Source organism: Variovorax multivorans, from assembly GCF_051216835.1.
Classification (GTDB): Bacteria; Pseudomonadota; Gammaproteobacteria; order Burkholderiales; family Burkholderiaceae_C; genus Variovorax.
In genome coordinates, this window is sequence record NZ_JBPJZL010000010.1 from 85,356 (window position 1) to 111,369 (window position 26,014).

At 67.3% G+C, this 26,014-nt stretch carries 15 protein-coding genes; 3 read left to right on the top strand and 12 right to left on the bottom strand.

From position 1 onward, the window contains the following. The 7 genes from ACSFCA_RS25235 to ACSFCA_RS25265 all read right to left on the bottom strand — a co-directional run bounded on the left by ACSFCA_RS25235 (position 1) and on the right by ACSFCA_RS25265 (position 6,769). The gene (locus ACSFCA_RS25235) at positions 1-1,536 is read right to left on the bottom strand and encodes a type II and III secretion system protein family protein (RefSeq protein WP_435461425.1); all 1,536 of its coding nucleotides are present in this window, start codon (positions 1,534-1,536) and stop codon (positions 1-3) included. Positions 1,537-1,561: 25 nt separating this feature from the next. Beyond that, on the bottom strand, positions 1,562-2,404 hold the full coding sequence (gene cpaB / locus ACSFCA_RS25240) for a Flp pilus assembly protein CpaB (RefSeq protein WP_258354948.1): 843 nt from the start codon (positions 2,402-2,404) through the stop codon (positions 1,562-1,564). A gap of 33 nt (positions 2,405-2,437) precedes the next feature. Then, positions 2,438-3,022 carry an A24 family peptidase gene (locus tag ACSFCA_RS25245; RefSeq protein WP_258354949.1) on the bottom strand — a complete coding sequence of 195 codons (585 nt, stop codon included), beginning with the start codon at positions 3,020-3,022 and terminating at the stop codon, positions 2,438-2,440. Positions 3,023-3,038: 16 nt separating this feature from the next. After that, positions 3,039-3,185, bottom strand: coding sequence for a hypothetical protein (locus tag ACSFCA_RS25250; protein ID WP_177192718.1), 147 nt, complete (start codon positions 3,183-3,185; stop codon positions 3,039-3,041). Between the two features lie 210 nt (positions 3,186-3,395). Then, complete coding sequence (locus ACSFCA_RS25255; RefSeq protein WP_435461426.1) at positions 3,396-5,138, bottom strand: Mur ligase; 1,743 nt, start codon at positions 5,136-5,138, stop codon at positions 3,396-3,398. Then, positions 5,135-6,160, bottom strand: a complete 1,026-nt coding sequence (locus ACSFCA_RS25260; RefSeq protein ID WP_435461427.1) for a hypothetical protein — start codon at positions 6,158-6,160, stop codon at positions 5,135-5,137. Before ACSFCA_RS25260 ends, ACSFCA_RS25255 begins: the two co-directional genes overlap by 4 nt. A 6-nt stretch (positions 6,161-6,166) precedes the next feature. Further along, positions 6,167-6,769 carry an aspartyl/asparaginyl beta-hydroxylase domain-containing protein gene (locus ACSFCA_RS25265; RefSeq protein WP_435461428.1) on the bottom strand — a complete coding sequence of 201 codons (603 nt, stop codon included), beginning with the start codon at positions 6,767-6,769 and terminating at the stop codon, positions 6,167-6,169. Positions 6,770-7,069: 300 nt separating this feature from the next. Here ACSFCA_RS25265 and ACSFCA_RS25270 point away from each other — a divergent pair, with 300 nt between their 5' ends. Then, positions 7,070-7,261, top strand: a complete 192-nt coding sequence (locus ACSFCA_RS25270) for a hypothetical protein (RefSeq protein ID WP_143062559.1) — start codon at positions 7,070-7,072, stop codon at positions 7,259-7,261. Positions 7,262-7,319: 58 nt separating this feature from the next. On the opposite strand, the gene ACSFCA_RS25275 is transcribed toward ACSFCA_RS25270, so the two are convergent. From ACSFCA_RS25275 to ACSFCA_RS25295, 5 genes are all read right to left on the bottom strand, one after another. Continuing rightward, complete coding sequence (locus ACSFCA_RS25275) at positions 7,320-9,947, bottom strand: AAA family ATPase (RefSeq protein ID WP_435461429.1); 2,628 nt, start codon at positions 9,945-9,947, stop codon at positions 7,320-7,322. Next, positions 9,944-11,056: a metallophosphoesterase family protein gene (locus ACSFCA_RS25280; RefSeq protein WP_435461430.1), complete on the bottom strand. Its 1,113-nt coding sequence runs from the start codon at positions 11,054-11,056 to the stop codon at positions 9,944-9,946. Before ACSFCA_RS25280 ends, ACSFCA_RS25275 begins: the two co-directional genes overlap by 4 nt. A 99-nt stretch (positions 11,057-11,155) precedes the next feature. Continuing rightward, a complete protein-coding gene (locus ACSFCA_RS25285; protein ID WP_258354955.1) occupies positions 11,156-11,338 on the bottom strand; it encodes a hypothetical protein in 183 nt (60 codons plus the stop codon). A gap of 105 nt (positions 11,339-11,443) precedes the next feature. After that, positions 11,444-12,178 (bottom strand): peptidoglycan DD-metalloendopeptidase family protein, encoded by a 735-nt coding sequence (locus tag ACSFCA_RS25290; RefSeq protein WP_258354956.1) that lies wholly within the window; start codon positions 12,176-12,178, stop codon positions 11,444-11,446. Between the two features lie 96 nt (positions 12,179-12,274). Then, on the bottom strand, positions 12,275-13,072 hold the full coding sequence (locus ACSFCA_RS25295) for a class I SAM-dependent methyltransferase (RefSeq protein ID WP_435461431.1): 798 nt from the start codon (positions 13,070-13,072) through the stop codon (positions 12,275-12,277). 630 nt (positions 13,073-13,702) lie between these two features. Here ACSFCA_RS25295 and ACSFCA_RS25300 point away from each other — a divergent pair. Further along, positions 13,703-21,016 (top strand): hybrid non-ribosomal peptide synthetase/type I polyketide synthase, encoded by a 7,314-nt coding sequence (locus ACSFCA_RS25300; RefSeq protein WP_435461432.1) that lies wholly within the window; start codon positions 13,703-13,705, stop codon positions 21,014-21,016. After that, complete coding sequence (locus tag ACSFCA_RS25305; protein ID WP_435461433.1) at positions 21,013-26,010, top strand: amino acid adenylation domain-containing protein; 4,998 nt, start codon at positions 21,013-21,015, stop codon at positions 26,008-26,010. Before ACSFCA_RS25300 ends, ACSFCA_RS25305 begins: the two co-directional genes overlap by 4 nt. Positions 26,011-26,014 lie beyond the last annotated feature (4 nt).

The following is a 26,014-nucleotide window of genomic DNA, read 5'->3' on the forward strand; positions in this document are numbered from 1 at the left end:
TCACGGGGTTTCGCTGGCCGGGGCGGCCGGGGCCGGGGTGGCGCTTTCGAGGGCGCCGTTGAGGTAGACCTCGGCGCGGCTGGGAACGACGTGGTTGTCCGTCGGTACCCGCGGCGACTCGGCCAGCGGACGAACCAGGCGCGGCGTGATGACGAACATCAGCTCGGTCTGCTCGTTCTGGAATTCAGTGCTGCGAAACAGCGCACCCATCACCGGCACTTCGCCCAGGCCCGGATAGCGCTTGATGGTCTCGTTCACATTGCTCTTGATGAGCCCGGCGATGACAAAACTCTGCCCGTCGTTGAGTTGCACGGTGGTGTCGGCGCGCCGCACCGTCAGCGAAGGCAGCACGGCGGTAACGCCCGAGACCGTGGTGAAGGGCGAGCCGGTCTGCGTCAGGTCCGACACCTCGGACACCATCTTGAGGTTGATCCGGTCGCCGTTGAGCACGGTCGGGGTGAACTTGACCCCGATGCCGAACTCCTTTTCTTCCAGCGTGATGTTCGTCCCGCCGCCGCCAGCGGCGCTCTGCGCCACCGGAATGAAGATCTTGCCGCCCGACAGGAAGCTGGCCTGCTGGCCGCTGATGGCCATGATGTTGGGTTCCGCAAGAATGCGCACCAGCCCGTCGTCCTTCTGGCCGTCGATGGTCAGCGAGGTGCGGCCGATGCGCAGCGCCTGGACCAGGCCCGCGCCCGTGCTCAGGAAATTGGAAATCAGCGAGTAGTTGTTCAGCCCGCCGTTGCCCGAACGCGCAATCCCGACGCGCGAGCCCAGCCGGTCGAGCAGCGTCTTGCTGACCTCGGCGATCTTCACCTCGAGCATCACCTGCTGCGGTGTCGCGATGCGCAGCAGGTTCACCACCTTCTTGCCGTCCGCGCCGTAGGCCGACGCCAGGCTCATCACGTCGTCGAGCTTGAGCGCGTCGCTGATCTCGCCGGTGAGCACGATGGATTTCTCGGCGCTGCGCACGCGGATGCGGCGCTCTTCGGGCATCAACTCAGCCAGCTTGGCCTGCAGCGCCATCGGATCGATGGTGACGATCACGTCCTTGATGTAGCAGGTGCCATCGGCGCTCTGGAGCACGACGTTCATCGAGCCCGCCTGGCGGCCACGGAAGAACAGGTCGGTCGGGCTCAGCAGCGTCACGTCGACATCGGCAACGCCGTCGCCGGTATTCGCATTCGCGGCCATCGCCGGAGCGGGTTGCATGCCCGCCGGCACGGCCGCGGCCGCAGGCGCCGGCGCCCGGTTCGAAGGCTGGCCGCCGACCACGATGCGCACCACGCGCGCCTTCAGCGGAATGACCACCGACTTGCCCAGCACGGCCTGGGTCGGCTGGTCGTCCGGAATGATGGCGGTGCAGCGTCGGGCGTTGGCGGCGTTGCCCGCTGCCGCCGGAGGCGTTGCAAGTGCTGCGGCGGGCATGGCGGCCGTGGCCGAGGCGGTTGCCGCGACCTCCGCGCCCATGGCGGGAGCCGCCACTGTCGCGAGGGTCGCCAGCAGACTGGCTAGTGTTGTTGAGAGATGGCGCACTTGGTGTTCCTCCTGATGAACCGGATCAGAAACAGGTCAGCGAGCTGCCCGCGTGCTGGACGACTTCCACGCACTGGGAAGCCGGCTGCGCGGCGGGGCCTGCACGATGAATACGCGGGCGGGCCGGGGCAGGCGCAGCAGCGGTGGAGACCTGCACGATCTCCTTCGCGCCGAACAACTGGCCCTTGGTGATGCCGCCGGTGGCGACCGTGGTCTTGTCCATCTGGTTGCGAAGCACCAGGGACAGCGTTCCCACGCTGCGTGCCAGGTCGAGCTTTTCCGAGTCTTCGAGCGAGAGTTCGAGCGTCACGGCGCTCACGACCTTGGGCTTGGTGTCATCGCGGTTGGCCTCCTGCGCCACCGCCAGCACCAGCACTTTCTCGAGCACGGTCTTGCTGATCTGCGACGCCTCCTCACCGCGGCCCTTGTCCTGCTGGGCGTTGACCATCACGTCGACGTAGTTGCCCGGCAACGCGAAGCCGGCGACGCCGACCACGTCGTTGACGCGCACCGTCATGGCTCGCTTGCCACTGGCGATCACCGCAGACAACCCGCCCTGGGTTCCCACCGGCGCCAGCTTGCCTTCAATGAGCGCTTCGCCGCGCAGCACGCCAACCCTCACCACGCGGTCGTCCAGCGCCTTGATGTCGCCGAACGAGCCATTCGGCACGGAGCCGCTGGGCCAGTCGACCGTGGACAGCATCTGCGCGTTGACGCGGCTGCCCAGTTCGATGTCGACGGCGGCCACCACGACCTTGTTGGACGCGATGCCGCTTTGCCTGGAGATCCACCCGGCCGCGTAGACCGCGGCCGCCAGCCCCGTCAGAAGGGCCAGAAGGATCAGCCCGATCGCCTTGATGTTCTTCATACGAACCTCCGTCGCAGGTAAAAGATGGGAGGGCTAGACATAGCCCAGTTGATGCGCGAACACTTCGACCACCGTGCCCGCCGCGATGCAGATGCCGTAGGGCAGCTTTCCCACGGACTGGCTCATGTGGACGTGCCCCGTGGGGCGGATGCCCGCCATGCTCGAGAACGCCATGCCTTGTGCCGCCGTCTTGACGTTGGCCAGCATGTGAGCGAGGCGGCGACGGTGGATGGCGAACACCAGCGCCGCCATACCACCGGCAATGAAGGTGAAGAGCACCGCCATCAGCGTCTGCTGCGGACCGATGAAGGCCCCTGCCATGGCCATGAGCTTCACGTCGCCCGCCCCCATCAATCCCAGGACATAGAACGGCAGCATCGCGGCGAAGCCCACACCCAGGCCACCGAAAGCGCTCATTGCACCTGCGGCCGGCGTGCGGGCAGCGAGAGTGCCGTAGATGAGCGCGAAGAGCGCGCCACCGAAGGTCAGCCAGTTGGGAATGCGGTAGGAGCGCCAGTCGCTGACGGCGGCTACCCCGAGCAGCGCGAAAAGCGCGAGCATTCGAACGTCTGTAGCCAGCATTGCCAGCAGTTCGAGAACGGCGTCGAGTTCTTGCATGGTCGGCTCCGTGGGTTCAGGCGCTGCGCCGGATGGCGAGCAGCAGGAGCAGGCACACGACCATCACAAGAGCGCCGATCAGAGCGAACTCCATGAACGACATGCCTGCGTCTTCCCGCAGCAGGTTCATGAAGGGTCTCGGCAGCAATGCGAGCAGTTCCATGCGTGTTCCCCGGTTGTCGTGACCGGCCTGAACCGCCTGTCTGCCCGGTATGGACAGAAGCGTTCGGCCTGGGGATGACTGTAGGAATCACGCTGTCTTCGCACATGAGCGAAGCGCCCCTTTGCAGGGGAGTCAAGCGCCCTGCCCGCTTGGGCTCGGGACCATGACAAAACGCCTACCCGGAGCGTTTCCGGGCAGCAGGAGGCACCGCTACGTCTGCGCGATGGCGGCCGGTGCCGCTTGCCTTGCCTCTTCCTGTTGCGTCAGGGAAGGCCGCCCGCCGCCTTGCAGGTACTTCCAGTACGCGACGTAGCCCGACAGGTAGTGCTCCACATCGTCGATGCGCACGCGGTAGCTGTGATGGCGAATGAAGAAACTGCCCACGATGCGCCCCGGGTTCTTGAAGAACATGGCGATCTCGGGCCAGAAGTGGCCCGTCAGCAGGTAGCGCGCACGCTGCTCCAGGGCCCGGTAGAACTTGTCGATGTCGAAGCCGCGCAGCAGGTGGTCGTGCTGCGGGTCGGCCTGCATGCGCACGATCATCTTCTGCGCCGCCATCATCAGCTCCAGCAGCGTCGGAAAGGTGGTGATGCGCTCGAGCACGAAGTCGAGATGGTCGCGCACGTTGTCCAGGCCGAAGCGGTAGTAGCGCTCGTCCGATCTGTAGAGGGTGAGTTCGTTGACGCAGTAGCTCAGCCAATGATCGTGGGCCTGCCAGTGTCTGGCTTCGATGAAATGCCCGAATGCTTTCTCTACGGTCTGCAGCCAGCGCGGATCATTGGTCAGCCCGTACAGGCGCATCAAGCCGAAGGCGGCCTCGCCGTCGTAATAGATGATCCGGTTCTCTTCTTTCACGCTGAGGTCGGGGTGGTTCAGCACGTGCACGAAACGGCCCGAACCCGGGTCCTGCATGTGCACGATGCCAAGGGCCAGCTGCTCCATCAGCGGCAGGTATTGCTGGTCGCCGGTGAGTTCGGTGTACTTGACCATCGCCAGCAGGCACACGGCATTGCCGCCCAGCTTGATCTCGTTGCCGTTGTCGACGTCCACGAGAAAAGCGCCCTGCTCTCCGCTGGGCAGCGTGGCGCGCTGGATCAGCGTCTGCGTGAGATAGGCCAGCGCCCGGTCGATGGCGGCCTTGTGCTCGAGGCGCTGGGTCAGCTCCCAGCCTTCGAGCAGCGCGTAGGTGGAGCTGGCGTGCCGCAGCGCGTTGTAGGTGGGAATGGGGCGGTCGAAGCAGGGAAACCAGCCGTAGTGGTACTGGCCGGTCGGCTTGACCTGCCTTGCGAGGTAGGCGGTGCTGGTCGCGACGATGTCGTGCACGTGGCTCGCATCCCAGTTCGGCATGACGCGATGGCCCTTGCCCCGGCCCTGATGCTCGATGGCGTGAAGCTGCTTGCCGTCGGTGAACACCGTCCGCGTGTCGAAGACCCAGATCGGCTGCAGCGCGTCGGTCGGCCACTCCAGCTCCAGCCCATAGCGGTACTTGCCGTAGAGCTTGAGATTGGCCGCATTGGGTGTCGCCTCTTCGAGTGCGCCGTCGTACAGCACGGCATGCGCGCCGATCTCGGGCTCCAGAATGGCCAGGGAAAAATCGGGCTTGAACGCGATGCCATGGCGAAAGTAGTTGCGCTTGGTTGTCGCAAAGCCCCGCTTCAGTTCCTGCCAGGACATGGCGTGCACGGTGTGCACCACGTCCACCCGCAGCCAGATTGGTGCGGCGCCCTTCTGCTTGCGCAGCCAGGCATTCAGCAACTGCGCGCCCCTGACCCATGCCTGCTCGAAATTCTTTCCGCGGATGGTCACGACATGGGCCCGCTCCTTCCCGTTGCAGACCGACATGAAGAGCACGCCCACGGCCTCTGCGTCGATGCCGACGCTGGCGCTCGTGCATTCGTCCCACAAGGTTGCAATCGCGGGCCTGGCCGACGCCAGCAGTTCACCCAGACTCATGGCACATCCTTTTTCACAAGCGCCTCCAGTGCAAGAAATTCTTCCAGTTCGGCCGATCTCCGGGCCTTCGAGCGCGCCGCTTCAGTCCGCGTCGCCTGGAGCACGCCTTTGAGTATCTCCGCGTCGTGCGCGGAAGAACGCTGATCCTCCTCCTTCCAGCCAAATACCGGCCAGCCATTTCGCGCCGCGACCTGCCGGTCGAGCGGGCCTAGCGCCTCCAGCAGCGCCTTGATGAAGGCCGCGCCGTGCAGTTGATCGTCCTGGATGACCAGGCTGCCATCGACGTAGGTGGTCTGCGCCAAGCCCGGCGGCAGCCTGAGCCGGCCGTCGGGGTCGAGCATGCCCGCCAGACGGTTCCACATGCCGCTTGCCCCGTAGGTCTGCGAGAACACCAGCTCGCGCAGTGCCGGCAGTGTGGCCGGCAACGGCTGCTGCGGTCCACTTCCGGGGCGTAGCGCGTACTCCGACCAACGCGCAGTGCCTTCCAGGAACCAGCGCGCCTTGAACATGGTGTAGCCGTACTGGTACTGGTGAAAAAGCTCGTGGATCGGAGTCACGTTCTGGTTCGCGTGGCGGTTGAGCAGATCGATGCGAAGGGCACAGCCGCCGGCCGTTTCGTCGGAGCCCAGGCGGTAGTTCATCACCTCGTCGTAGGACATTCCGTTGCCCTTCTCCATCTTCAGCAGGAACACGTCGATCGAGGTGGCGCGGGCATAGCGTGGCTGGCGCATGGGGTGCGTCAGCCTCATCACATCGGTGAACAGCCTGTGACCCACGACCAGTTGCGTTGCCACGTCCTGCACCTTGTCGGGTATGCCATTGCGGTCGAGGTCACGCATGTCCGGCAGCGCGTGGGCTCCCTCCAGCGTGTAGCGGATGCGGAACTCGTCGCGTACGTAGACGCGGTCGAGCTGGGAGAGCGTCGCGTTGTGCTCCGCCCGGCAACGGCCGGCCTCGACTTCCTGCGCCGTGACTGGTAGCACGGCTGCCACCAGGCACACCAGCCATCGCGCATTCGTCATGCGAGCTCAAGCCACCAACTGCTGCTGGAGCACAGGCAACCAGGGCTCGGTCAGCATCTCGAAAGATGGATTGGCATCCAGCCCCATCAGCAGATGAACCCGGTTGGACGGCTGCTGGCTTCGATTGACCGCTCTGTGGCTCACATCCACCCGCACCAGCCAGGCCGAGCCGTCGGCGGGCAGGTGAACGCTCTCGATGCTGCCGTCGGCGCGCTGCCATTCGAAGAAGCAATTGGGGTTGGTGATGATGGGGATGTGCAGGCGCCAGGTTTCCTTGGCTGCATCGTTGTGCAGCGGCATCTCCTCGCCCTCGCTTTCGAGCTGCATGATCCGGGCCCTGAAGGGCGTCAGGCCATGGCTGCGCAGCGCATTCATCACCCTGGCCAGGTAGCCGCTGCACGCGTCTGTCGGCGTGACGCCGCGCGCATTTTTTGCGGGAATCCGCCGGATGCCGTCTACCAGAGTGCCGTCGCGACTGGTGACTGCCCAGCCGATGTAGTCGACGCGGTTGTCGCGGTATGGCGTCGACGGCAGCGGCTTGACGTGCACCAGGAAATGCTGCCTCAGCGATTCGGCGTCGATCCTGAAATCGGCCAGCCTGGCAAACATCACGTCACTCGATTGCTCCATTGTTTTCTCCTCTTCTTCGTCCTCTTGATGGCGATGTGCATCGGACGGCCATCAATGCCGACGGCGCGAGCACACGCAATGAGCAGGGCCCGAAGGCCCCAGGTCGAACTGGACGACCTATGCGAGGAAGGAGAGGAGTTGTGGCGGCCGCATGGGCCGCTCGAGAGGCGCGGACGGCAAGACCGTCACGGCAAATTCCGGGGGAGCTTCCGGTCGAAGGAGCGGCAGTGAAATCTCGCGCCTTCCGGCGGCAAGGTCCACTTCATCGGAGTCGATGCCGTGATCCAGGACCGAAGCTCCAGCGTGGCCCTGATGAAGCTCGCAGGCGCTTGCCTGATGCACCTGCGCGACGTGGGCCTGGTGCTGCCCGAAGCCCGCCATGTTCTGGGCAAGCACGGCCAGCCCGTGACAGCACAGAAAGGCGATAACTGCGGACGTACAAAGCCAGCGACGCATGACGGCGCAGTTTAGCGACCGGCCGAATATTCTGGATAGTGTGATTGCAGGTGGACGTCGCGACGCCAAGACATCACGGGATGCTCCGCGCCACCACGCCGAGATCCCGCCAGGCCTCGGGATGGCAGCTGAAGATCAATATCTGGTGTCGCGTTGCCGCGTCGTACAGCACCCGCTTCATCTGCCGCAGGCGCTCTTCGTCGGTGTTGACCAGCGCGTCGTCGAGGATGAGCAAGGTCGGCTTGCGCGCTTCTTTCAGCAGATCGGCATAGGCCAGCCGGGCGACGACGCCCATCTGTTCCCGCGCGCCCACGCTGAGCTCTTCGAATGCGCCGCTCTGCGCACCTCGCAGGCCTTGCCGCGTGATGCGGCCCGGTGAAAGATCGTCGCCGACCTCGACCTGCGCACCGGGGAAAAGAATCTGCAGATAGTGGTCGAGGTGCCTCTGCAGCGGTGCACGCAGGCGTCGCGCCAGGGCCGAGCGCTTCTCGCGCAGCAGCTTCAGCAGGTGGTCGAGCGCCTTCGCGCGGCGTTCGAGTTCGGCGCAACGGCGTGTTGCGTGCTCGAGTTCGCGCTGTTTTTCCGACGCAGCTTCTTCCTGGCCCAGCGCGCCCCTGGCTTCGAGTTCGGCTTCAAGCCGGGTGATCTCGTTGGCCCGCTGGCTGTGCGTGGCCTCGGCTTGCTTGACGCTTTGCTCCAGCCGTTCCACGTCCTGCGCGAGCACCGGCAGGTTGGCGGATTGCAACTGCTGCGCCAATTCGACGACCTTGTCTTGCAGGGCCGACTGCTGCGCGAGCGCATCCGTCAATGCGGCGCCGGCTTCCGTCTTTCGGCTGGCGCGCATCGGGTCGTTCAGCGTGGCTTTGACCGCCGCGAGTTCGTCTTCAGCGGCCTTGACCTGCTCGCGCGCATTGCCAGCGGCGACCTTGGCGTCGTTGAGCGCCGCGGATGCCGCCTCCAGCGCCGCGCGCGCGGCGCCCTCCTCCGATTCGGCCTGCGCGCTCGACGGCATCGCCGCGTCGGCCGGCGGCATGCCCTGCAGGACCTGCCTTGCTTCAGCCAGCCGGGCCTCGCGCATGGCGATGTCCGCGGCAAGCGCGCTCAGCCCCTTCGGTGCCAGCGCAGCCAGCACGGCCACCGCCGCACCGGCTTCGCCCTTGCGCAACGCCTGCAGCCGCATGCGTTCCTCGACGGCTGCGACGCTCTCCGCGCGCAGGGCCTGCAACAGCCCGGCGAGTTCGTCGCGTGCACGGTCCCGTTCGATGGCGAGGCTTTCCAGATCAGCCCCACCCGGCAGCACCGTGATGCGGCCTACGCCTTCGATCTCGATGTCGGTCCGCGCGATGACGGTCTGGCGCTTCGAGCCGGAAAGTTCGGCGCCGGCGACCCGGACCCGCGCAGCGGGCTGCAGCTCGAACTCCAGGGCCGTCGCCACCGCATCGAGCCTGGCTTGCGCCGTGCGATGCGCGTCGGCGCAGCGCTGAAGCCGCTTGAGCTCGCCCTCCGGCACCGCGAGCGCCTGTGCCTCGGCCTGCAGGCGCGTGACCTTGTCCTGCTCGCCCTTTGCCTTCTCGTGGCTCTGTGCGAGCGCCTCAAGCTGCTCGGCCAGGCTCTCGACGGTTTTCTCCTGCGCAATGCGGGAGGCGGCCTGCCGCGCAAGGCGGAGGTTTTCTCGCGCGCCGACATCGGCCTTCGCTGCGGCCGCGTGGCGAGGCTCCCATGCCTGCAGTTCGCCCTGCGCCTTGGCCAAGCTTTCCTGCGCCGCCTGCAGATTCTTCTCACGCAGGACGACCGTGGCTTCCTCGCGCTCCATCGCCTGGAGCTGGGTGCGCCAGGAATTCACCTGCGCGACGACCTGCCTGAGCGCGGCGTCCTGCGCGGTCTTCCTGTCGTTCAAGCCCTTGGCTTCGTCCAGCCGCTGCCGTGCGGTGGCAAGCTGCTCCCGCAACGCCGTCCAGGGCCGCACGGCTTCGTCGCGCTGGTGATCGCGGCGCAGACCGGAGAGACGGTCCACGCCCGACTGATAAGACTCGATGTCGGCACGCAGCCGTTCGATGTCGGCTTCGAGTTCCGTGCGCAGCCTGATGGCGTCCGCGAAGGCGCCGCGCGGTGTTCCGGCGGCGGGCGTGAGCAGTTCGTTGCGCTCGCTCTCCGCTGCCTTCAGCACCGCATCGCCGTTGCTGGAGGCCAGTTCGCCCAGCGATTCGCCGAGTGCGTTGCGCAGGTGGTCGCTGGCGAAGCCCACGGCGCTGGCAATGTCGTGCGAGGTGCCCTGTTTGATCCACAGCAGCCCCGGAATGCCCATGTGCTCCGGCGTGCTGGCACCCTTGCCCGGAAAGCGAAAGCCCAGCAGCGCCGCCAGGTGGTCTTCGGCCACCGCACCGTCCATGGACTTGCCGTCGATGACCAGTTCGCAGCGCTTCTTGCCGAGGAAGGCCTTGGTGAGCCGGCACGGCTTGCCGTTGAGTTCGAAATCGACTTCGACCGTGGGCGTTGCCGAGCTTTCGCCCCACGGCCGCAGATGCTCGACCGCGCTGGAGCGATGCCGCTCGAAGAAGGCCGCGCGAATGGCCTCGGCAACGGTGGACTTGCCCGACTCGTTGGGCGCCGCGAAAAGATTCAGTCCGTCGGTGAATCCGTCGATTTCGAGCGGTGCGCGAAACAGCTTGAAGTTCTCGATGCGAAGACGCTGCAACTTCATGCGGCGGCTCCCTGCGCGTCGAGGATGCGGGCGAGCGTGAGCAGCGCGTCGCGGGCGAGTTCAGCATCGGCATCGCCTTGCTGCGCGCGCAACTCCTGAAGCGCCTCGCCGACGAAGCCGTCGGCGTGCAACGCCTGGATGTCGTCTTCTGTCGGCTCCAACCGAAGCGCTTCGCCGTCCCACACCAGCGCACGGGCGCGAGCGCGGGCGGCGTCCAGCGCGGTACTCAGCCGGTTGTGGCCGCTGAGATCGCAAGCGCCCTGCGCGCGAAGTTGCAGCACGTCGCTGCTGCTCACCTGCTCCAGCTTTTCCACCAGTTCATCGATGTCGGAAGGCACCGTGAGCCGCGGCTCCCATTGCTGCCAGTCGAATTGGCCTGTGCGGATAGCCTCGACCGTCGGCTCCGCCCCGGCACCTGAGACGCCGACCAGCAGCGCCTGCCCCGAATCGTTGGCTCTGAAACGATCGGTCTCGGGCGTGCCCGCGTACCAGGTGCGGTCGTCGATCTGCCGCGTGCCGTGCCAGTCGCCCAACGCGAGGTAGTCGAGCCGAGCCTGCGCCGCACGCCCGGTCGCGATGGGATTGGCCGAATCGATGTCTTCGGACAGGATGCCCTGCACGCAGCCGTGCGCCAGCCCGATGCGGGGCAGCCCCTCTTCGCTTGGCGCGGTGGCAAACCAGTCGGTGAGGTCGCCGTAGGTATGGCGCTGCGTGAGCGGCGCCGGCAGCAGCGTGAACTTGCCCACCACCGTGTGGGGCTTCGGCTCCAGGCAGCAGGTGACGTTCGGTGCAATGGCGCCCAGCCGCTGCGCACGGCTCCAGACCGATTCGCTCAGCGCCGAGTCGTGATTGCCCGGAATCAGCAGCCAGGGGCCCGTAAAGCCCTGCATGGCGTTGAACATGCGCCGGATGGTCTTGTCCGACACGGTCTGCAGGTCGAACACATCGCCTGCGACCAGCACGGCATCGACATTGCGTTCGGCCGCGATGGCGGCAAGCCGCTCGACCGCCTTGAAACGCGCCTCGAACAGTGCCGCGGCGTCGTCGGGTTCGAACTGCGAGAACACGCGGCCTATCTGCCAGTCCGCGGTGTGGAGCAAAGAAATCATGCGTGGCCCTCCCTTTGCCTCTCGCGTCTTCACGTCATCCAGAAAGAGCGAGCATCTTAGAGGGCCTGGGGCTGCAGGCGGGCCGGACCGGCCGGGAGGCTAGCGCCTGGCGTCCATTCCCGATGCGCACTCTTCGAGCAGCGCGGCCGACTGCGTGACCTGTTCGGTGATCTGGTCGCGCAGCGGCTTCCACTCGAGGCTGAACGGTGCGAGAAGGCACCACTGCGTGGTCAGCGCCATCGCGATGCCAAAAATGATGAACAGCCAATGCACGAGTTCCATTACCGCCCCTTTTTTTCAGACTAAGGGCGAGAGTCTGCGCATTTCACGGGCACCGCGATATCGCCAATTTGGGGGATGCCTTTCGCCAGAGGCGGCCCCGTCCAGTCACCTCGCCGGCAGGTACTGGCGCGGATCGACCGCGTTGCCGCGGTAGCGGATCTCGAAGTGGAGGCTGGCGCGCCCACCGTCCGCGCCGCCGATCTCAGCGATCTTCTGGCCCTGCTTCACCTGCTGGCCCTGCTTCACGAGCACCGTACGCACATTGGTGTAGACCGACATATAAGAGCCGCCGTGGTCGACCATCAGCACGCTGCCGTAGCCGCGCAGCGTTTCCGTCACTGCCACCTTGCCGGCGCCGATGGATGCCACCGGGTCGCCGACGCTGCCGCCGATGTCGACGCCCTTGTTGCTGGTGCCGTTGAAGCCCGCAATGACCTGGCCCTGCGCGGGCCAGGCCCAGTCGCTGCGCCGCGACGCTGGTGGTGCGACGGGTTCGGGCGCAGCGGCCCGGGGCGGCCTCGAACGCTCAGGGCGTTCCGGACGCTCGGCACCTGCGCTCCTGGGAGGAGGCGGCTCGGACGATGAGCCGCCACCGGGCGGCACCACGCGCAGCACCTGCCCTGCTTCGAGCTTGTCGGGGTCCTGCAGATTGCTCCAGCGGGCAATGTCACCCGGCGAACGCCCGGTCTTCGACGCGATGCGATAGAGCGTGTCGCCCGGCTGGACGACGTACTCGCCCGGCCCCGCCACTGGCGCCTTGGGGGAGGTGGAGCACGCTGCCACCATCAATGCCGCGGTCAGCGCAATGCCCGCGCGCCAGTTCCTTCCTGTCACAACCACTACCGGATTCCTTCCTGGATAACTGAATCTCGCGCTCCCGGGTGCCCGGGGCCGCGCTCGAAGAATCCGGGAAGGCTACCAGCAGTCGCCTGGCGTTCAGGCGGCTTGAGGTTTTTCTGCGGTCTTGCGCCTTGCAACGCACATCAGCGACAGCGCGCTCGCGGGTGCCTTCGGGTCGCGGCCCGACAGCACATTGCCCATGCGGTACTTCCATTGCGCCGGCCCGACGTCGCCGGCCAGCGCCTGCGCTCCTATCTGGTGGTTGTGCGGATGCACGCGGACCTCGAAGCCCAGCGGCTCCAGCGTGGATTCGAAGAATTCCTTCGTCACGCCGTCGCCGGGCCGGTGATGCACTTCGGTCTTCAGCCCCCATGACTGCTGGCTGCCGGTCTTGTGAAAACCGTGCCCTGTCGCGCGGTAGACCCACAGCCGCGCGTCCCACATCAGCCTGGCCAGGCCCTTGTAGTCCCACGCTGTGAGTTGCGGATCGTGGTCGGTAATAAGTAAGCCATTGGGCTTAACGAGGCGAGCGCCCTCCTGCAGCACCGCTTTCATATCGTCGCAGTGGTGCAGCGACGCATTGATTGCCACGATGTCCGCCACCTGTGAGCGGAACGGCGTGTGCGCCGCGTCCGCCAGCACGGCCGTGTAGCCCAGGCCCGCAGCCAGCTCCAGCGAGCCTCCGGCCACGTCGACGCCGATCAGCAGCCTGGGCCTGCCGCCCAGCGTGGCGAAGAGGTTACCCGGCCCGCAACCCAGGTCGATAACGACCTTGTCCGTCCAGTCGCCCCCGGCGGCGAGCCAGCGGCTGCGGAAATGCGCGTCGCGGTGGCAGTAGTCCAGATATTCCTTGGCCCACGTCGCATTGCCGAAATACGTGGCGTTGGCTGTCAATGCATCTGAATTGTTCGGGAGAATCGATTCCAAATAGCAATCACAGCGCGTGAGAACTACATCGGGTAATAGGATGTCGCGGAGCATTTTTTACCCTCGGAAGATTTGAAGCCGATAACTCTTTCAGTCTTTTCGATTTTCAGAATTTGTACAGTTATTTTTTATACGGTTACAGACTAATCCAATTCATAACAGTCACGCCCGGAAGGATGTTTCACTTTTCGACAGTGACGGCAGTGCGTTTTCCGCATGACTCCCCGGCGTAGCGCGTGACCCGGGGCGGTCGTGCGCGCAAAGCGGTCGACAGCACATTTCCCCCTGTGCGCCGGCTGTTTCTCCCCAGGAGTACCCCGCTTCAGCGGTCCCTTTCGGGCACTTGCGGGGCCTGCGCGACGGGCTTTTTCCTCCAAATCACGCATCAGTTACCTCGAACGGGACGATTCGGGTAGTACGTTTTCGAAATAACCTTATCCAGTTGTAACCGAGGCCTAAAGTGCACACATTGGCCAAGGGAAACCTCCTAGGATGAAGACACGAAAAGAACGCAAGTCAGCTCCACCTTATTTAATTGGGTGAATGGATTTTCCATTCATCCAATTGCTTCCATTGTATTTCTTTTGGGATATTTACATGGAAATTCAAACTGTTTCGCAAGCACTCGGTACTCCGGACCTCGCTCTGGGAGACCTGTTCGTGCCGCGATCCAATTCGGAGGGATCAGTCAGCCGTCGCAGCGCTTCGGTGGCACTCGAACCCCGCTTCGCCCAGCGCTGGACCCAGTGGCTTGCCACCACCGGCCAGCTGCCGGACACCCTCTTCGCCGGTGCATGGCTGCTGCTGCAGTCGCGCTGGCTCGGAGGCCTCTGGCCCGTGCTGCATGAGGCAGGCGCCGCGCCGATGCGCTGCTCGACCACCGTCGCCTTCGACGCCACCAAGGCCGCTGGCGCCTGGCTGGTCGAACTGGATCTCGGTCGCCGCTCGGCATCGCAAGCAACGGCACAGCCCACCTCGCTGTGGCTGCGCGAAGAAGTCGATGCCGATGCCCCGCTGCGGCTGCGCTTCGACGCTGCTTCGGCATCCCTCTATATAGATGCAGCCGCAAGCCTGATGGATGCCGCCGCGATCGAACAACTGCTCGCAGCCCTCGTCGACACCGCCGAAGACCTGCTGCAGCACCCCGATGCGGCCCTGAACGACATCCACACGCTGCCGCGCGCCGACCAGGCCGCTCAGCTCGTCGAATGGAACACGGCCCTCGCGCCGGTGGACCCTGCCCTCACGGTACCCGCCATGTTCGCCCGCCAGGTGATGGTCGCCCCTGACGCCATCGCCCTCGCGCAAGGCGACGCGCAAATGAGCTACGGCGAACTCGACCAACGCTCCAACGAACTCGCCCAGCGCCTGCAGGGCCTGGGCGTTCGCACTGGCGACGGCGTCGGCCTGCTGCTCGACCGCTCGATGGCGGCCGTCGTCTCCCAACTCGGCATCCTCAAGGCCGGCGGCGCCTATGTGCCTGTGCCTACGGATTTCCCGTCCGAGCGCATCGCCTACATGCTCGGCGAGGCCGGCGCGCACCACGTGCTCACGACGCAGGCGCACCAGCACCTCGTCCCCCCCCATCACGGCGTTTTGTTGCTCGACGAATACGAAGACAACATAAATCGCACTGCATGGAATCCTCCGGCCCTCGATGCCGAATCGGTGGCCTATGTCATGTACACCTCGGGCTCGACGGGCACGCCAAAGGGCATAGAGATCTGCCATCGCTCGATCCTGCGGCTCGTGGTGGGTGTGGACTACGTTGCGCTCGCTCCCGGCCTCGCCGTGCTGCATGCGGCGCCGCTGGGCTTCGACGCGGCCACGCTCGAAATCTGGGGTCCGCTGCTCAATGGCGGCTGCTGCGTCATCCATGAAGAGCGCGTGCCGACCGGCGCCGGCCTCGCACAAACCATCGCGCGCCACCACGTGCACACGGCATGGCTCACCGCCGCGCTCTTCAACGCCGTGGTCGACGACGACCCGGCCCACCTCGCGGGCCTGCGGCATCTCTTCACCGGCGGCGAAGCGCTGTCGGTGCCGCATGTGCGGCGTGCGCTGGCCGCCCTGCCCGGCCTCACGCTGAGCAACGGCTACGGCCCGACCGAGTGCACGACCTTCGCGGCCACGCATCGAATTGCCTCGCCGCTGCCGGAAGACCTGCGTTCCGTCCCGCTCGGGCGCCCCATCAAAGACACCGTGCTGCGCGTGCTGAGCCCTTCGATGGCGCTGCTGCCGACCGGCTTCGTGGGCGAGCTCTGCATCGGCGGCCACGGGCTGGCCCGCGGCTACCTGCGGCAACCCGCGCTCAGCGCCGAACGCTTCGTGCCCGATCCCTTCGGCGGCCCCGATGACCGGCTCTACCGCACCGGCGACCTCGCGCGCTGGCTGCCCGACGGCACCGTCGAATTCATCGGCCGCCGCGACGGGCAAGTGAAGATCCACGGCCACCGCATCGAAACCGGCGAGGTCGAAGCGGCCATCCTCGCGCACCCCGCCGTGCAGTCCTGCGCAGTGGTCGCGCGGCCCGACGAAAGCGGGCAGCTGCGCCTGGTGGCCTATCTGGTCGCGCGCTCGGAAAAGATCTCGTGGGACGCCCTGCGCGCCCACCTCGGCGCCCGCCTGCCGGCCCCACTGGTGCCGACCGCGCAGGTGTGGCTCGCGCAACTCCCCGTCACGCCCAACGGCAAGCTCGATCGCAAGGCGCTGCCCGAGCCGGCCGGCGCGCGCCCCGAACTTGCGCAGCCCTTCGAAGAAGCCCGCGGCGCCATCGAACAGCAGGTGTGCGACGCCTTCGCCCGTGCGCTGCGCATCTCGAAGGTCGGGCGCAACGACAACTTCTTCGATCTCGGCGGCGATTCGCTGCTGGTGCTGCAGGTGCTCGCCGACCTGCAGCGCGGCACCGAGCTGCCCCTGTCGACCAACCTTTTCTTCCGCAATCCCACGCCAAAAGCAATGGGCGAGCGGATGCAGCCGGCGGGCGATCAGCCCGCCATGGCCGCTGCGGCCGGTTCCAAGGATCGACCGACCGCAGCGGCCACCTTTTCGGCACGGCCAGGCAGCGGCATCGATGACGCCGTTGCCCTGGTCGGCACCGCAGGCCGCTTCCCCGGCGCAGCCGACGTGGAGCAGTTCTGGGACAACCTCGTCGCAGGCCGCGACACCATCAGCTTCTTCGACGACGCCACGCTCGACGCCGGGATCAGCCAGGCCCTGCGCAGCGACCCGGCCTACGTGCGCGCACGCGGCGTGATCGACGGCATCGAAGACTTCGACGCCGCCTTCTTCGGCATCGGCCCGAAAGAAGCGCAGCTCATGGACCCGCAGCAGCGCGTGTTCCTCGAAATCTGCTGGGAATGCCTGGAACGCGCCGGCTACGTGCCCGACGAAGCGCCGGGCCCGGTCGGCGTGTACGCCGGCATGTACAACGCCACCTACTTCCAGCGCCACGTGAGCACGCGGCCCGACCTGGTGGAGCCGGTCGGTGAGTTCCAGGTGATGCTGGCCAACGAGAAGGACTACATCACCACGCGGGTGGCGAACCGGCTCAACCTCACCGGCCCGGCCGTCAGCGTGCACACCGCCTGCTCGACCTCGCTGGTGGCCGTGGCCCAGGCCTTCCATGCGCTGCGCACAGGCCAGTGCTACATGGCGCTCGCGGGCGGCGCCTCGGTCACCTGCCCGCCGCGCAGCGGCTATCTCTACAACGAGGGCTCGATGCTCTCGCCCGACGGCCGCACGCGCAGCTTCGATGCAAAGGCCCAGGGCACCGTCTTCAGCGACGGCGCGGCCGTGGTGCTGCTCAAGCGGCTGGCCGATGCGCAAGCCGACGGCGACACCATCTACGCCGTGCTGCGCAGCGCCTGCGTGAACAACGACGGCGGCTCCAAGGCCAGCTTCACGGCACCCAGCGTCGACGGGCAGGCCGCGGTGATCCGCGCCGCGCTGGCGGCGGCCGATGTCGATGCGGGCAGCATCTCGTACGTCGAGGCGCACGGCACCGCCACGCCGATGGGCGACCCGATCGAAGTCGAGGCGCTGGCCGTGGCCTACGCCGAGCACACTGATGCGCTCGGCTACTGCACGCTCGGCTCGCTCAAGAGCAACGTGGGCCACATGGTCACGGCGGCGGGCGCGGCCGGCCTCATCAAGACGGCGCTGGCGCTGCACCACGAACAGATTCCGCCGACCGCGCATTTCAACGCGCCGAACCCATCGATCGACTTCGCGCGCACGCCCTTCCACGTTACCGCCAGCCTGCAGCCGTGGCCCCGTGCCGACCTGCCGCGCCGCGCGGGCGTCAGCTCATTCGGCGTCGGCGGCACCAATGCACACGTCATCGTCGAAGAGGCACCGCCGCGGCCGGCCTCGCCGTTCGCAATGGGTGACCAGCTCCTGTCGCTGTCGGCACGCTCCGAGGCCGCGCTCGCGCTGGCCACCGAGCAGCTCGCGGCGCATCTCGAAGCCCACGCCGAACTGCCGCTGGCCGACGTGGCCCACACCCTCGCGGTCGGCCGCAAGGCCCACGCCTTCCGCCGCGCTGTCGTGGCCGGCAACACCGCCGAGGCCATCGCAGCCTTGCGCAATGCCGACTCGCCCCGCCGCGTCAGTGGCCGCATCGCCTCGCGCGCACCGCAACTCGTGCTGATGTTCCCCGGGCAAGGCGCGCAGTACGCCGGCATGGGCAAGAACCTCCGTGCGAACGACCCGGTGTTCGCGGCAGCATTCGACGACTGCATGGCTGCCTTCGAAGGCGCGACCGATTTCGACCTGCGCGAGCGCATGTTCTCGGACGACCCGCAATCGCTGGCGCCCACCGCCGCGACGCAGCCCGCGATCTTCACACTCGAATACGCCCTCGCACGGCGGCTGCTGGCGCTTGGCGCGCGGCCGCATGCACTGGTCGGCCACAGCGTCGGCGAATTCGTCGCGGCCGTGCTCGCTGGCGTGATGCGGCTCGAAGACGCCGCCAAGCTCGTCGCCCGCCGCGGCGCGCTCATGCAGGCCCAGCCGGCCGGCGCGATGCTGTCGGTGCGCCTGGGCGCGGCCGAGTTGCTCGACAGGCTCGGCCCGCAGATTTCGCTCGCCGCCGAGAACGGCCCCACGGCCTGCGTCGCCGCCGGCCCCTTCGACGCCATTGCGGCGCTGCAGGCAGCGCTGGAAGCAGACGGCATTCCGAGCCGCCCGCTGCAGACCTCGCACGCTTTCCACTCCGCCATGATGGACGCGGCCGTCGAGCCCTTCGAGGCGCTGGTCAGCAAGGTGGCGCTGCGCGCGCCGCAGACGCCGATCTACTCGACGCTGACCGGCCAGCCGCTCGAAGACGCCGAAGCCACCAGCCCAGCCTACTGGGCCAGGCATCTGCGCGGCACCGTGCGCTTCTCGCCGGCCGTGCGCTGCGCGATGGAGCAGGTGGCAAACCCGCTGTTCGTCGAATCAGGCCCGCGAAACATGCTCGCCACGCTGGTGCGCCAGCACGGCGCGAGCGGCGTCGTGTCGCTGCTGCAGGGCGAGCCGGCCGACGAGGCCCGCACCCTGCACCTGGCGCTGGGCCGCCTCTGGACCTGCGGCGCCGATGTCGAGCTGTCGCGCCTCGTCTCGCGCATCGGCGCGCAACGCGTGCGCCTGCCCACCACGCCGTTCGAGCGCAAGCGCTTCTGGGTCGACATCGCCGCCGTCCCGCCCATCGCCACCGTGGCCGCGCCCGCCGCCGCCCCGGCCCCTTCCTTCGTCCCTCTTGTTCCACCTACCGCTCTGGAGTCGATCGTGACAGCAGCAACGCCCTCGCCTCTTCATCCTCCCGCTTCGAACGTGGATGCGCGCCTGCGCAGCCTGTTCGAGGACATCTCCGGCCTCGACATGGCGCAGGCGGAGGGACATGCGCCCTTCGGCGAGCTGGGTCTGGACTCGCTCACGCTGACCCAGGCCGCCACGCAGATCAAGAAGCACTTCAAGGTCAACCTCAGCTTCCGCCAGCTGATGGAAAGCTACCGCAGCTTCGACGCGCTCTCCACCTTCCTGCGCGAAAGCCTGCCGCCCGAGGCAGCGCCTGCGCCGGCGGTTGCACTGGCTGTTGCAGCCGCACCAGTCGAAAACGCGGTCTCTGTACCGCAGGCCGCACCGCGCCAGCAGATGCCGGTGTACATGCCGATGCAGGGCAGCAATGCGGGCGACGCCCAGTTGTCGCAGCTGATTTCGCAGCAAATGGAATTGATGCGCCAGCAGCTCGCACTGCTGTCGGGCGGCATTCCGTCCGCACCAATCGTCACGCTGCAGGCCATGCCGGCCCAGGCCGCGCCCGCACCGGCCACGCCTGCGGCGACACCAACTGAAGAATCCGCGCAACCCGTGCGCTACGACGTGAACAAGGCCTTCGGTGCCATCGCCCGCATCCACACCCAGCGCAACGCCGAGCCCAGCGGCCGGCAGAAGGCGCGCCTCGCCGCCTTCATCCGGCGCTACGTGGAACGCACGCAGAAGAGCAAGCAGTTCACCGAAGCCAACCGCGCCCACATGGCCGACCCGCGCGTGGTCAACGGCTTCCGGCCGGTCACCAAAGAGATCACCTACCAGATCGTCATCGAACGCTCCAAGGGTTCGAAGATGTGGGATCTCGACGGCAACGAGTACGTCGATGCGCTCAACGGCTTCGGCATGAACATGTTCGGCTGGCAGCCCGACTTCGTGCAAGACGCCGTACGCAAGCAGCTCGACGAAGGCTACGAGATCGGCCCGCAGCACCCGCTGGCGGCCGAAGTCACGGCGCTGATCTGCGAGCTCACCGGCAGCGACCGCGCGGGCCTGTGCAACACCGGCTCCGAAGCCGTGATGGCCGCGCTGCGCATCGCGCGCACCGTCACCGGCCGCAGCACGGTGGTGGTATTCACCGGCTCCTACCACGGCACCTTCGACGAAGTGCTGGTGCGCGCCGGCAAGGGCGGCAAGGGCCTGTCGGCCGCGCCGGGCGTGATGAGCGGCATGTTCGGCGACATCCGCGTGCTCGACTACGGCACGCCCGAGGCGCTGGACTTCATCCGCGAGAACGCAGACGACCTGGCCGCCGTGCTGGCCGAGCCGGTGCAAAGCCGCCGCCCCGACTTCCAGCCGCGCGAGTTCTTGCACGAGGTGCGCGACATCACCGCCAAGAGCGGCTGCTGCCTGATCTTCGACGAGGTCATCACCGGCTTTCGCACCGCGCTGGGCGGCGCGCAGGAGCTGTTCGGCGTGCGCGCCGACCTGGCCACCTACGGCAAGGTGATCGGCGGCGGCTTTCCGGTCGGCGTGATCGCGGGCAAGCGCGAATTCATGGACGCGCTCGACGGCGGCCCCTGGCAGTACGGCGACGATTCGATCCCCGGCGTGGGCGTGACCTACTTCGCGGGCACCTTCGTGCGTCATCCGCTGGCGCTGGCCGCAGCCAAGGCCTCGCTCACGCATCTGAAGGAGACAGGGCCCGCGCTGCAGGCCGGGCTCACGGGCAACACCGCCGCCATGGCAGCCGAGCTTTCGGGCTGGTGCAAGGAAGTCGGCGCGCCCATCGAGATCCGCCATTTCGCTTCGCTGTGGCGCGTGAGCTGGCTGGAAGACCACCCGCTGCAGGACTTGCTGTTCGCAATGATGCGCAGCCGCGGCGTGCACATCCTGGACAACTTCCCGTGCTTCCTCACGAGCGCGCACAGCGCCGAGGACATCGCCTTCATCCAGCGCGCCTTCAAGGACTCGGTCGCCGAGATGCAGGAATCCGGCTTCCTGCCGCGCCGCGCTCCCGCCCCCACCCGCTTCGACGTGCGCAAGCCCGTCGAGGACGGCTGCGTCCTGGCCCGCGACATCGACGGCCAGCCCTTCTGGTACGTGCCCGAGGACGCCGCCTCCCATCAACACCTCATCAATGGAAAGGCCGCAGCATGAACGCCGTCCTCAAGCCCACCGCCAGCGGTGGTGTCATCGAATGCATCATTCCGACGACGGAATCGCAGCGCGAAGTCTGGCTCGGCGCAGCCTTGAGCACAGAAGCCTCGATGGCCTACAACGAGTCGGTCGTGCTGCGCCTGCGCGGCGCGCTGGACTGCCCGGCCCTGGCGCGTGCCATGGCCCGGCTGCTCGAGCGCCACCAGGCGCTGCGCGCCACCATCTCGCCCGACGGCACCTACATGCTGGTCAGCCCTCCGGGCGAAAACCTGCTGCTGGAGCAGGACCTGGGCAGTCTCGAGCCTGAAGCCCGTGCGCAGGCACTGCGCGACGCCCACGACGATGCGGTGTGCACGCCCTTCTCGCTGGAGCATGGCCCGCTCTTCCGGGCCGCGCTGTACCGCCTGGACGATGCCGAGCACGAACTCGTGATGTCGGCGCATCACGTAGTGTGCGACGGCTGGTCGTGGGCCGTCATCACCGAGCAGCTGGGCCACCTCTATGCCGAGGAAACCGGCATTGGCCTGAAGCTCAAGACCGCGCCGCTCTTCGCCGACTTTGCCGCCGAGGAAGCCGCCGCTGCCGCGAGTGCCGACATGCAGCCGCACATCGACTACTGGCTGGGCCGCTTCTCCGGCAACACGCTGCCGGTGCTCGACCTGCCGCTGGATCGCCCGCGTCCTGCTGTTCGCACCTTCAATTCGCGCCGCGCCGAGCGTCTGCTCGACAAACGCCTGGTCAGTGCCGTGCGCACGGCGAGCACCAGGGCCGGCGTCAGCCTTTTCACGGGCCTGCTCAGCGGCTTCGTTGCCACGCTGCACCGCCTCACGAGCCATGAGGACATCGTCGTCGGCATTCCGGCGTCGGGCCAGCTCGCGCACGACATGCCCGGCCTGGTCGGCCACTGCGTGAACCTGCTGCCGCTGCGTATCGCCGCTCATTCGGGTATGCGCTTCGACGCGCTGATGGATGAATGCAGCACCGCCGTGCTCGATGCCTTCGACCACCAGGCGCTTACCTATGGCGCGCTGCTGGGCCAACTTTCGCTGGAGCGCGACCCGAGCCGGCTGCCGCTGGTGAGCGTGGCCTTCAACGTCGACCCCGACGTGGCGAGCAGCGCGCAGGCGTTCACGACCCTCGACGTCGTGCAGGACACCATCGCCCGCCAGTACGAGAACTTCGAACTGTTCGTCAACTTGCGCCCGCTCGATGGCGGTCTGCAAGTGGAGGTCCAGTACAACACCGACCTGTTCGACGAGGTCAGCGTGCAGCGCTGGCTCGGCATGTTCGAGTGCGTGCTGCAGTCGGCCTCGCACAAGCCTGACGAAACGGTCGGCCGGCTCGAAGTGCTGTCCAGCACCGCCGCGCGTTCGCTGCTGGCGCTGCAGCCCGCGCGCGTTCCGCTGGTCGGCGAGCCGCTGGCGCATGCCGGCTTTCTTGCACGCGTGCCGCGGCAACCCAACCACCCGGCGGTGCGCGACGGCGCGCGAAGCTGCAGCTACGGCGAGCTCGATGCGCAATCCAACCGTCTGGCGCGTGCACTGCGCATGCGCGGCGTGGGCCGCGGCCAGCGCGTGGGGCTGTGCCTGGAGCGCAGCCTGGAGATGGTCGTCGCGATGCTCGGCATCCTGAAGGCGGGTGCGTCCTATGTGCCGCTCGACACCGCGTTTCCGCAGGCGCGGCTGGACCACTACGCGACCGACGCCAGCCTCAGCCAGATGCTGACCACGTCGGACATCGCGGCAGCGCCGCGCGGCTGGCGTGCCGACGCGGCCCTGCGGGTCTTCGAGATCGACCGCGACACCGCCTGGCTCAAGCTGTCCGGCGATGCGCTGCCGCCGAGCACCGACGACCCGGGACCCGAAGACGCTGCCTATGTGATCTACACCTCCGGCTCGACCGGTTTGCCCAAGGGCGTCATCGCCCATCACCGGGGCGTAGCGCACCTGCTGCAGTGGATGCAGCGCGAATCGGGCATCGGCCCGGCCGACCGCATCGCTGCCGTCACGACCTTGTCGTTCGACATGGCCGTGCCCGACCTGCTGCTGCCGCTGGCGGCGGGCGCCGAGCTCGTGATGGTGAAGCGCGAAGTCGCCATGGACGGCAACCGCCTTTCCAAAGCGCTCGAAGAAGAGCAGATCACGCTCCTGCAGGCCACCCCCGGCATGTGGCAGCTCCTGCTCGATGCCCAGTGGGCCGGCGGCGCCCCCGGCTTTCGTGGCTGGACCGGCGGCGAAGCGCTGCGCCCGAGCATGGCGCTGGCGCTGTGCGAGCGCATGGAAGGCCTGTGGAACGGCTACGGCCCGACCGAGACAACGGTGTACTCCACGGCCTGGCACGTTCGTCCCGAAGAGATCGCATCGCGCGGCGTGTCGATCGGCAAGCCCGTCGACAACACTGAAATCTGGATCCTCGACGCCAACCTGCAGCCCTGCCCCATCGGCGTGCCGGGAGAAATCTGCATCGCGGGCGAAGGCGTGTCGCTGGGGTACCTCGACCGCCCCGAGCTGACCGCCGAGCGTTTCGTCACGGTGCGCATCTTCGGCACCGCGAAGAAGGTGTACCGCTCGGGCGACCGCGGCCGCTGGCGCAACGACGGGCTGCTCGACCACCTCGGCCGGCTCGACTTCCAGGTCAAGGTGCGCGGCTACCGCATCGAGCCCGGCGAGATCGAAGTGCGCTGCTGCGAAGTGGCCGGTGTCTCGCGCAGCGTGGTCGTGGCCCGCGAAGACAACCCCGGTGACGTGCGCCTGGTGGCCTACCTTGCGCTCGCCCAGGGCGCCGGCTTCGACCTCGATGCGCTGATGGTGCACCTGCGCAAGCACCTGCCGGCCTTCATGCTGCCGCAGCACGTGGTGACGCTCGACGCGCTGCCGACCTTGCCGAACGGAAAGATCGACCGCGTCTCGCTGCCGCCGCCGCAAGCGGTTGCACGCAACGAGGTACGGCGCGGCGCCGCCCCACGCAACGAGCACGAACGCAAGGTGCTCGCCGTCATGGAAAAGGTGCTGAGCCTGCCCGGCCTCGACATGCACGACAACTTCTTCACCATGGGCGGCCACTCGCTGCTGGCCGCGCGGCTCACCACGCTGCTGAGCCGCGAGTTCCAGGTCACGCTGCCGCTGCGCACCCTGTTCGAGGCGCCCACGGCCGAGAAGCTGGCCGCCGCCATCCAGGCCCTGCAGGGCGCGGGCGTCGGCCTGGAGGCGCCGATTGCCCTCCGCAGCGAGCGCCGCAGCGCACCGCTCACGCTTGCGCAGGAACGTATCCGCTTCATGGAGCAGCTGCACCCGGGCCGCTCTGTCTACAACGCGCCCTCGGCGCAGCGCCTGACCGGGCAGCTCGATGCGGCGCGCTTCGAAGGCGCGCTGCGCGAAATGATCCGCCGCCAGCCCTCGCTGCGCACTTCCATCGGCATCGATGCGCAGAGCGGAAAGCCGGTGCAAATGATCGCGGAGTCTGTGGAATTCGCCCTGCCGCTGGTCGACCTGCGCGGCCTGCCTGCTGACCAGCGCGAGGCCGAGCTGGCCGAACGCATGCAGGAAATGTCGGACCGGCCGATCGACATCCATCGCGCGCCGATGATGAACACGACGCTGTTCCAGCTCGACGACAACGAGCACGTCTTCCTGTTCGTGCCGCACCATCTGATCTGGGACGGCTGGTCTTTTGACCTGATGCAGCGCGAGCTGGGCGCGCTGTACGACGCCGCCGAACGCGGCCGTCCGCACAACCTGCCCGCGCTCGCCACCACCCACGGCGACTATGCCGAGTGGCTGGAGAAGTGGCTGACCGAGCCTGCCTGCGAGGAGCAGCTCGCGTTCTGGCGCGGCCGGCTCGAAGGCGCAAAGGCCGTGCGCCCGCCAAAGACCGACATGCCACGCCGCGCGGGCAAGAGCGGCCAGGGCGGCGCGCACTGGATCCACGTCGACCTGCAGAGCACGCAGCATCTGCGCGAGATCGCGCGCGACATGGACGTGACGCTCAGCATGCTGACCTTCGGCATCTACGCGCTGACCATGGCGCAGGTAACGGGCAACGACACCATCGTCATCGCCAACCCGGTGCGCGGACGCCAGCAGGCCGAGACGGAAGACGTCATGGGCTTCTTCAACAACGTGCTGCCGGTCTCGCTCGCGGTCGACCAGTCGCTGCCGCTGCCCGCCTTCATGCGCTACGTGAAGCAGGAGCTGCTGTCGATGATGAACAACCAGCAGGTGCCGTTCGAGCGCCTGATGGCCGAGCCGGGCTATGCGGGGCAGATCAAGACCTCCGGGCCCTACCAGGCGATGTTCTCGTTCCAGGATGCACGCGAGCGCGCCCGCAGCGTCGGCAGCCTGCAGACCCGCCAGATGCACGTGATGCAGCACGGCGCCACCGACGACATCGGCGTGTGGCTGATGGACAAGCCGCACGGCCTGGAAGGCGCGCTGATCTACAACGCCGACGTGTACCTGCGCGAGACCGGCGCCCAGCTGCGCGAGCGCTATCTCGAAGTGCTGCGCCGTGTTGCCGACGATCCCGCCGCCACGCTCGCGGAAATCGCCAGCACCGAAGGCTCGACCAGCGCGGCCTACCTGCGCAAGCTGGCAGCTGCGGATGCGGACAAGAGCGCGCCGGCCGATGCCATCAATGGCAATGGGCACAAGGCGCCACAGAGCTTGCTCAACCCCGAGCAGGCGCAGCTCGCCCAGATCTGGGCCGGCGTGATCGGCATCGACGTGAGCGACATCCGCGCCAGCGACAACTTCTTCGACCTCGGCGGCGACTCGCTGCTGGTGCTGCGCGCAGTGCAGCAGGCCGCGCAGATGCTGGGGCACCGCGTGGAGCCGCGCCGCTACCTGTTCGAGAACCTCGGGCAGATCGCTTCCTCGGCCCATGCCGCGCCGCAGGGCGTGCCCTCGGACCTCGCGGAACTGGCCGCCGGCACGGCCGCGCAAGCACAGCGCGGCGGGCTGTTCGGCGCCCTCGGCCACTGGCTGCGCAAGGGGTGAAGAG

Coding starts and splice junctions, on each gene's coding strand:
- cpaB (WP_258354948.1), bottom strand. CDS start 2,404: ATGAAGAACATCAAGGCGATCGGGCTGATCCTTCTGGCCCTTCTGACG.
- ACSFCA_RS25285 (WP_258354955.1), bottom strand. CDS start 11,338: ATGGAACTCGTGCATTGGCTGTTCATCATTTTTGGCATCGCGATGGCG.
- ACSFCA_RS25260 (WP_435461427.1), bottom strand. CDS start 6,160: ATGACGAATGCGCGATGGCTGGTGTGCCTGGTGGCAGCCGTGCTACCA.
- ACSFCA_RS25280 (WP_435461430.1), bottom strand. CDS start 11,056: ATGATTTCTTTGCTCCACACCGCGGACTGGCAGATAGGCCGCGTGTTC.
- ACSFCA_RS25300 (WP_435461432.1), top strand. CDS start 13,703: ATGGAAATTCAAACTGTTTCGCAAGCACTCGGTACTCCGGACCTCGCT.
- ACSFCA_RS25265 (WP_435461428.1), bottom strand. CDS start 6,769: ATGTTTGCCAGGCTGGCCGATTTCAGGATCGACGCCGAATCGCTGAGG.
- ACSFCA_RS25305 (WP_435461433.1), top strand. CDS start 21,013: ATGAACGCCGTCCTCAAGCCCACCGCCAGCGGTGGTGTCATCGAATGC.
- ACSFCA_RS25275 (WP_435461429.1), bottom strand. CDS start 9,947: ATGAAGTTGCAGCGTCTTCGCATCGAGAACTTCAAGCTGTTTCGCGCA.
- ACSFCA_RS25250 (WP_177192718.1), bottom strand. CDS start 3,185: ATGGAACTGCTCGCATTGCTGCCGAGACCCTTCATGAACCTGCTGCGG.
- ACSFCA_RS25245 (WP_258354949.1), bottom strand. CDS start 3,022: ATGCAAGAACTCGACGCCGTTCTCGAACTGCTGGCAATGCTGGCTACA.
- ACSFCA_RS25255 (WP_435461426.1), bottom strand. CDS start 5,138: ATGAGTCTGGGTGAACTGCTGGCGTCGGCCAGGCCCGCGATTGCAACC.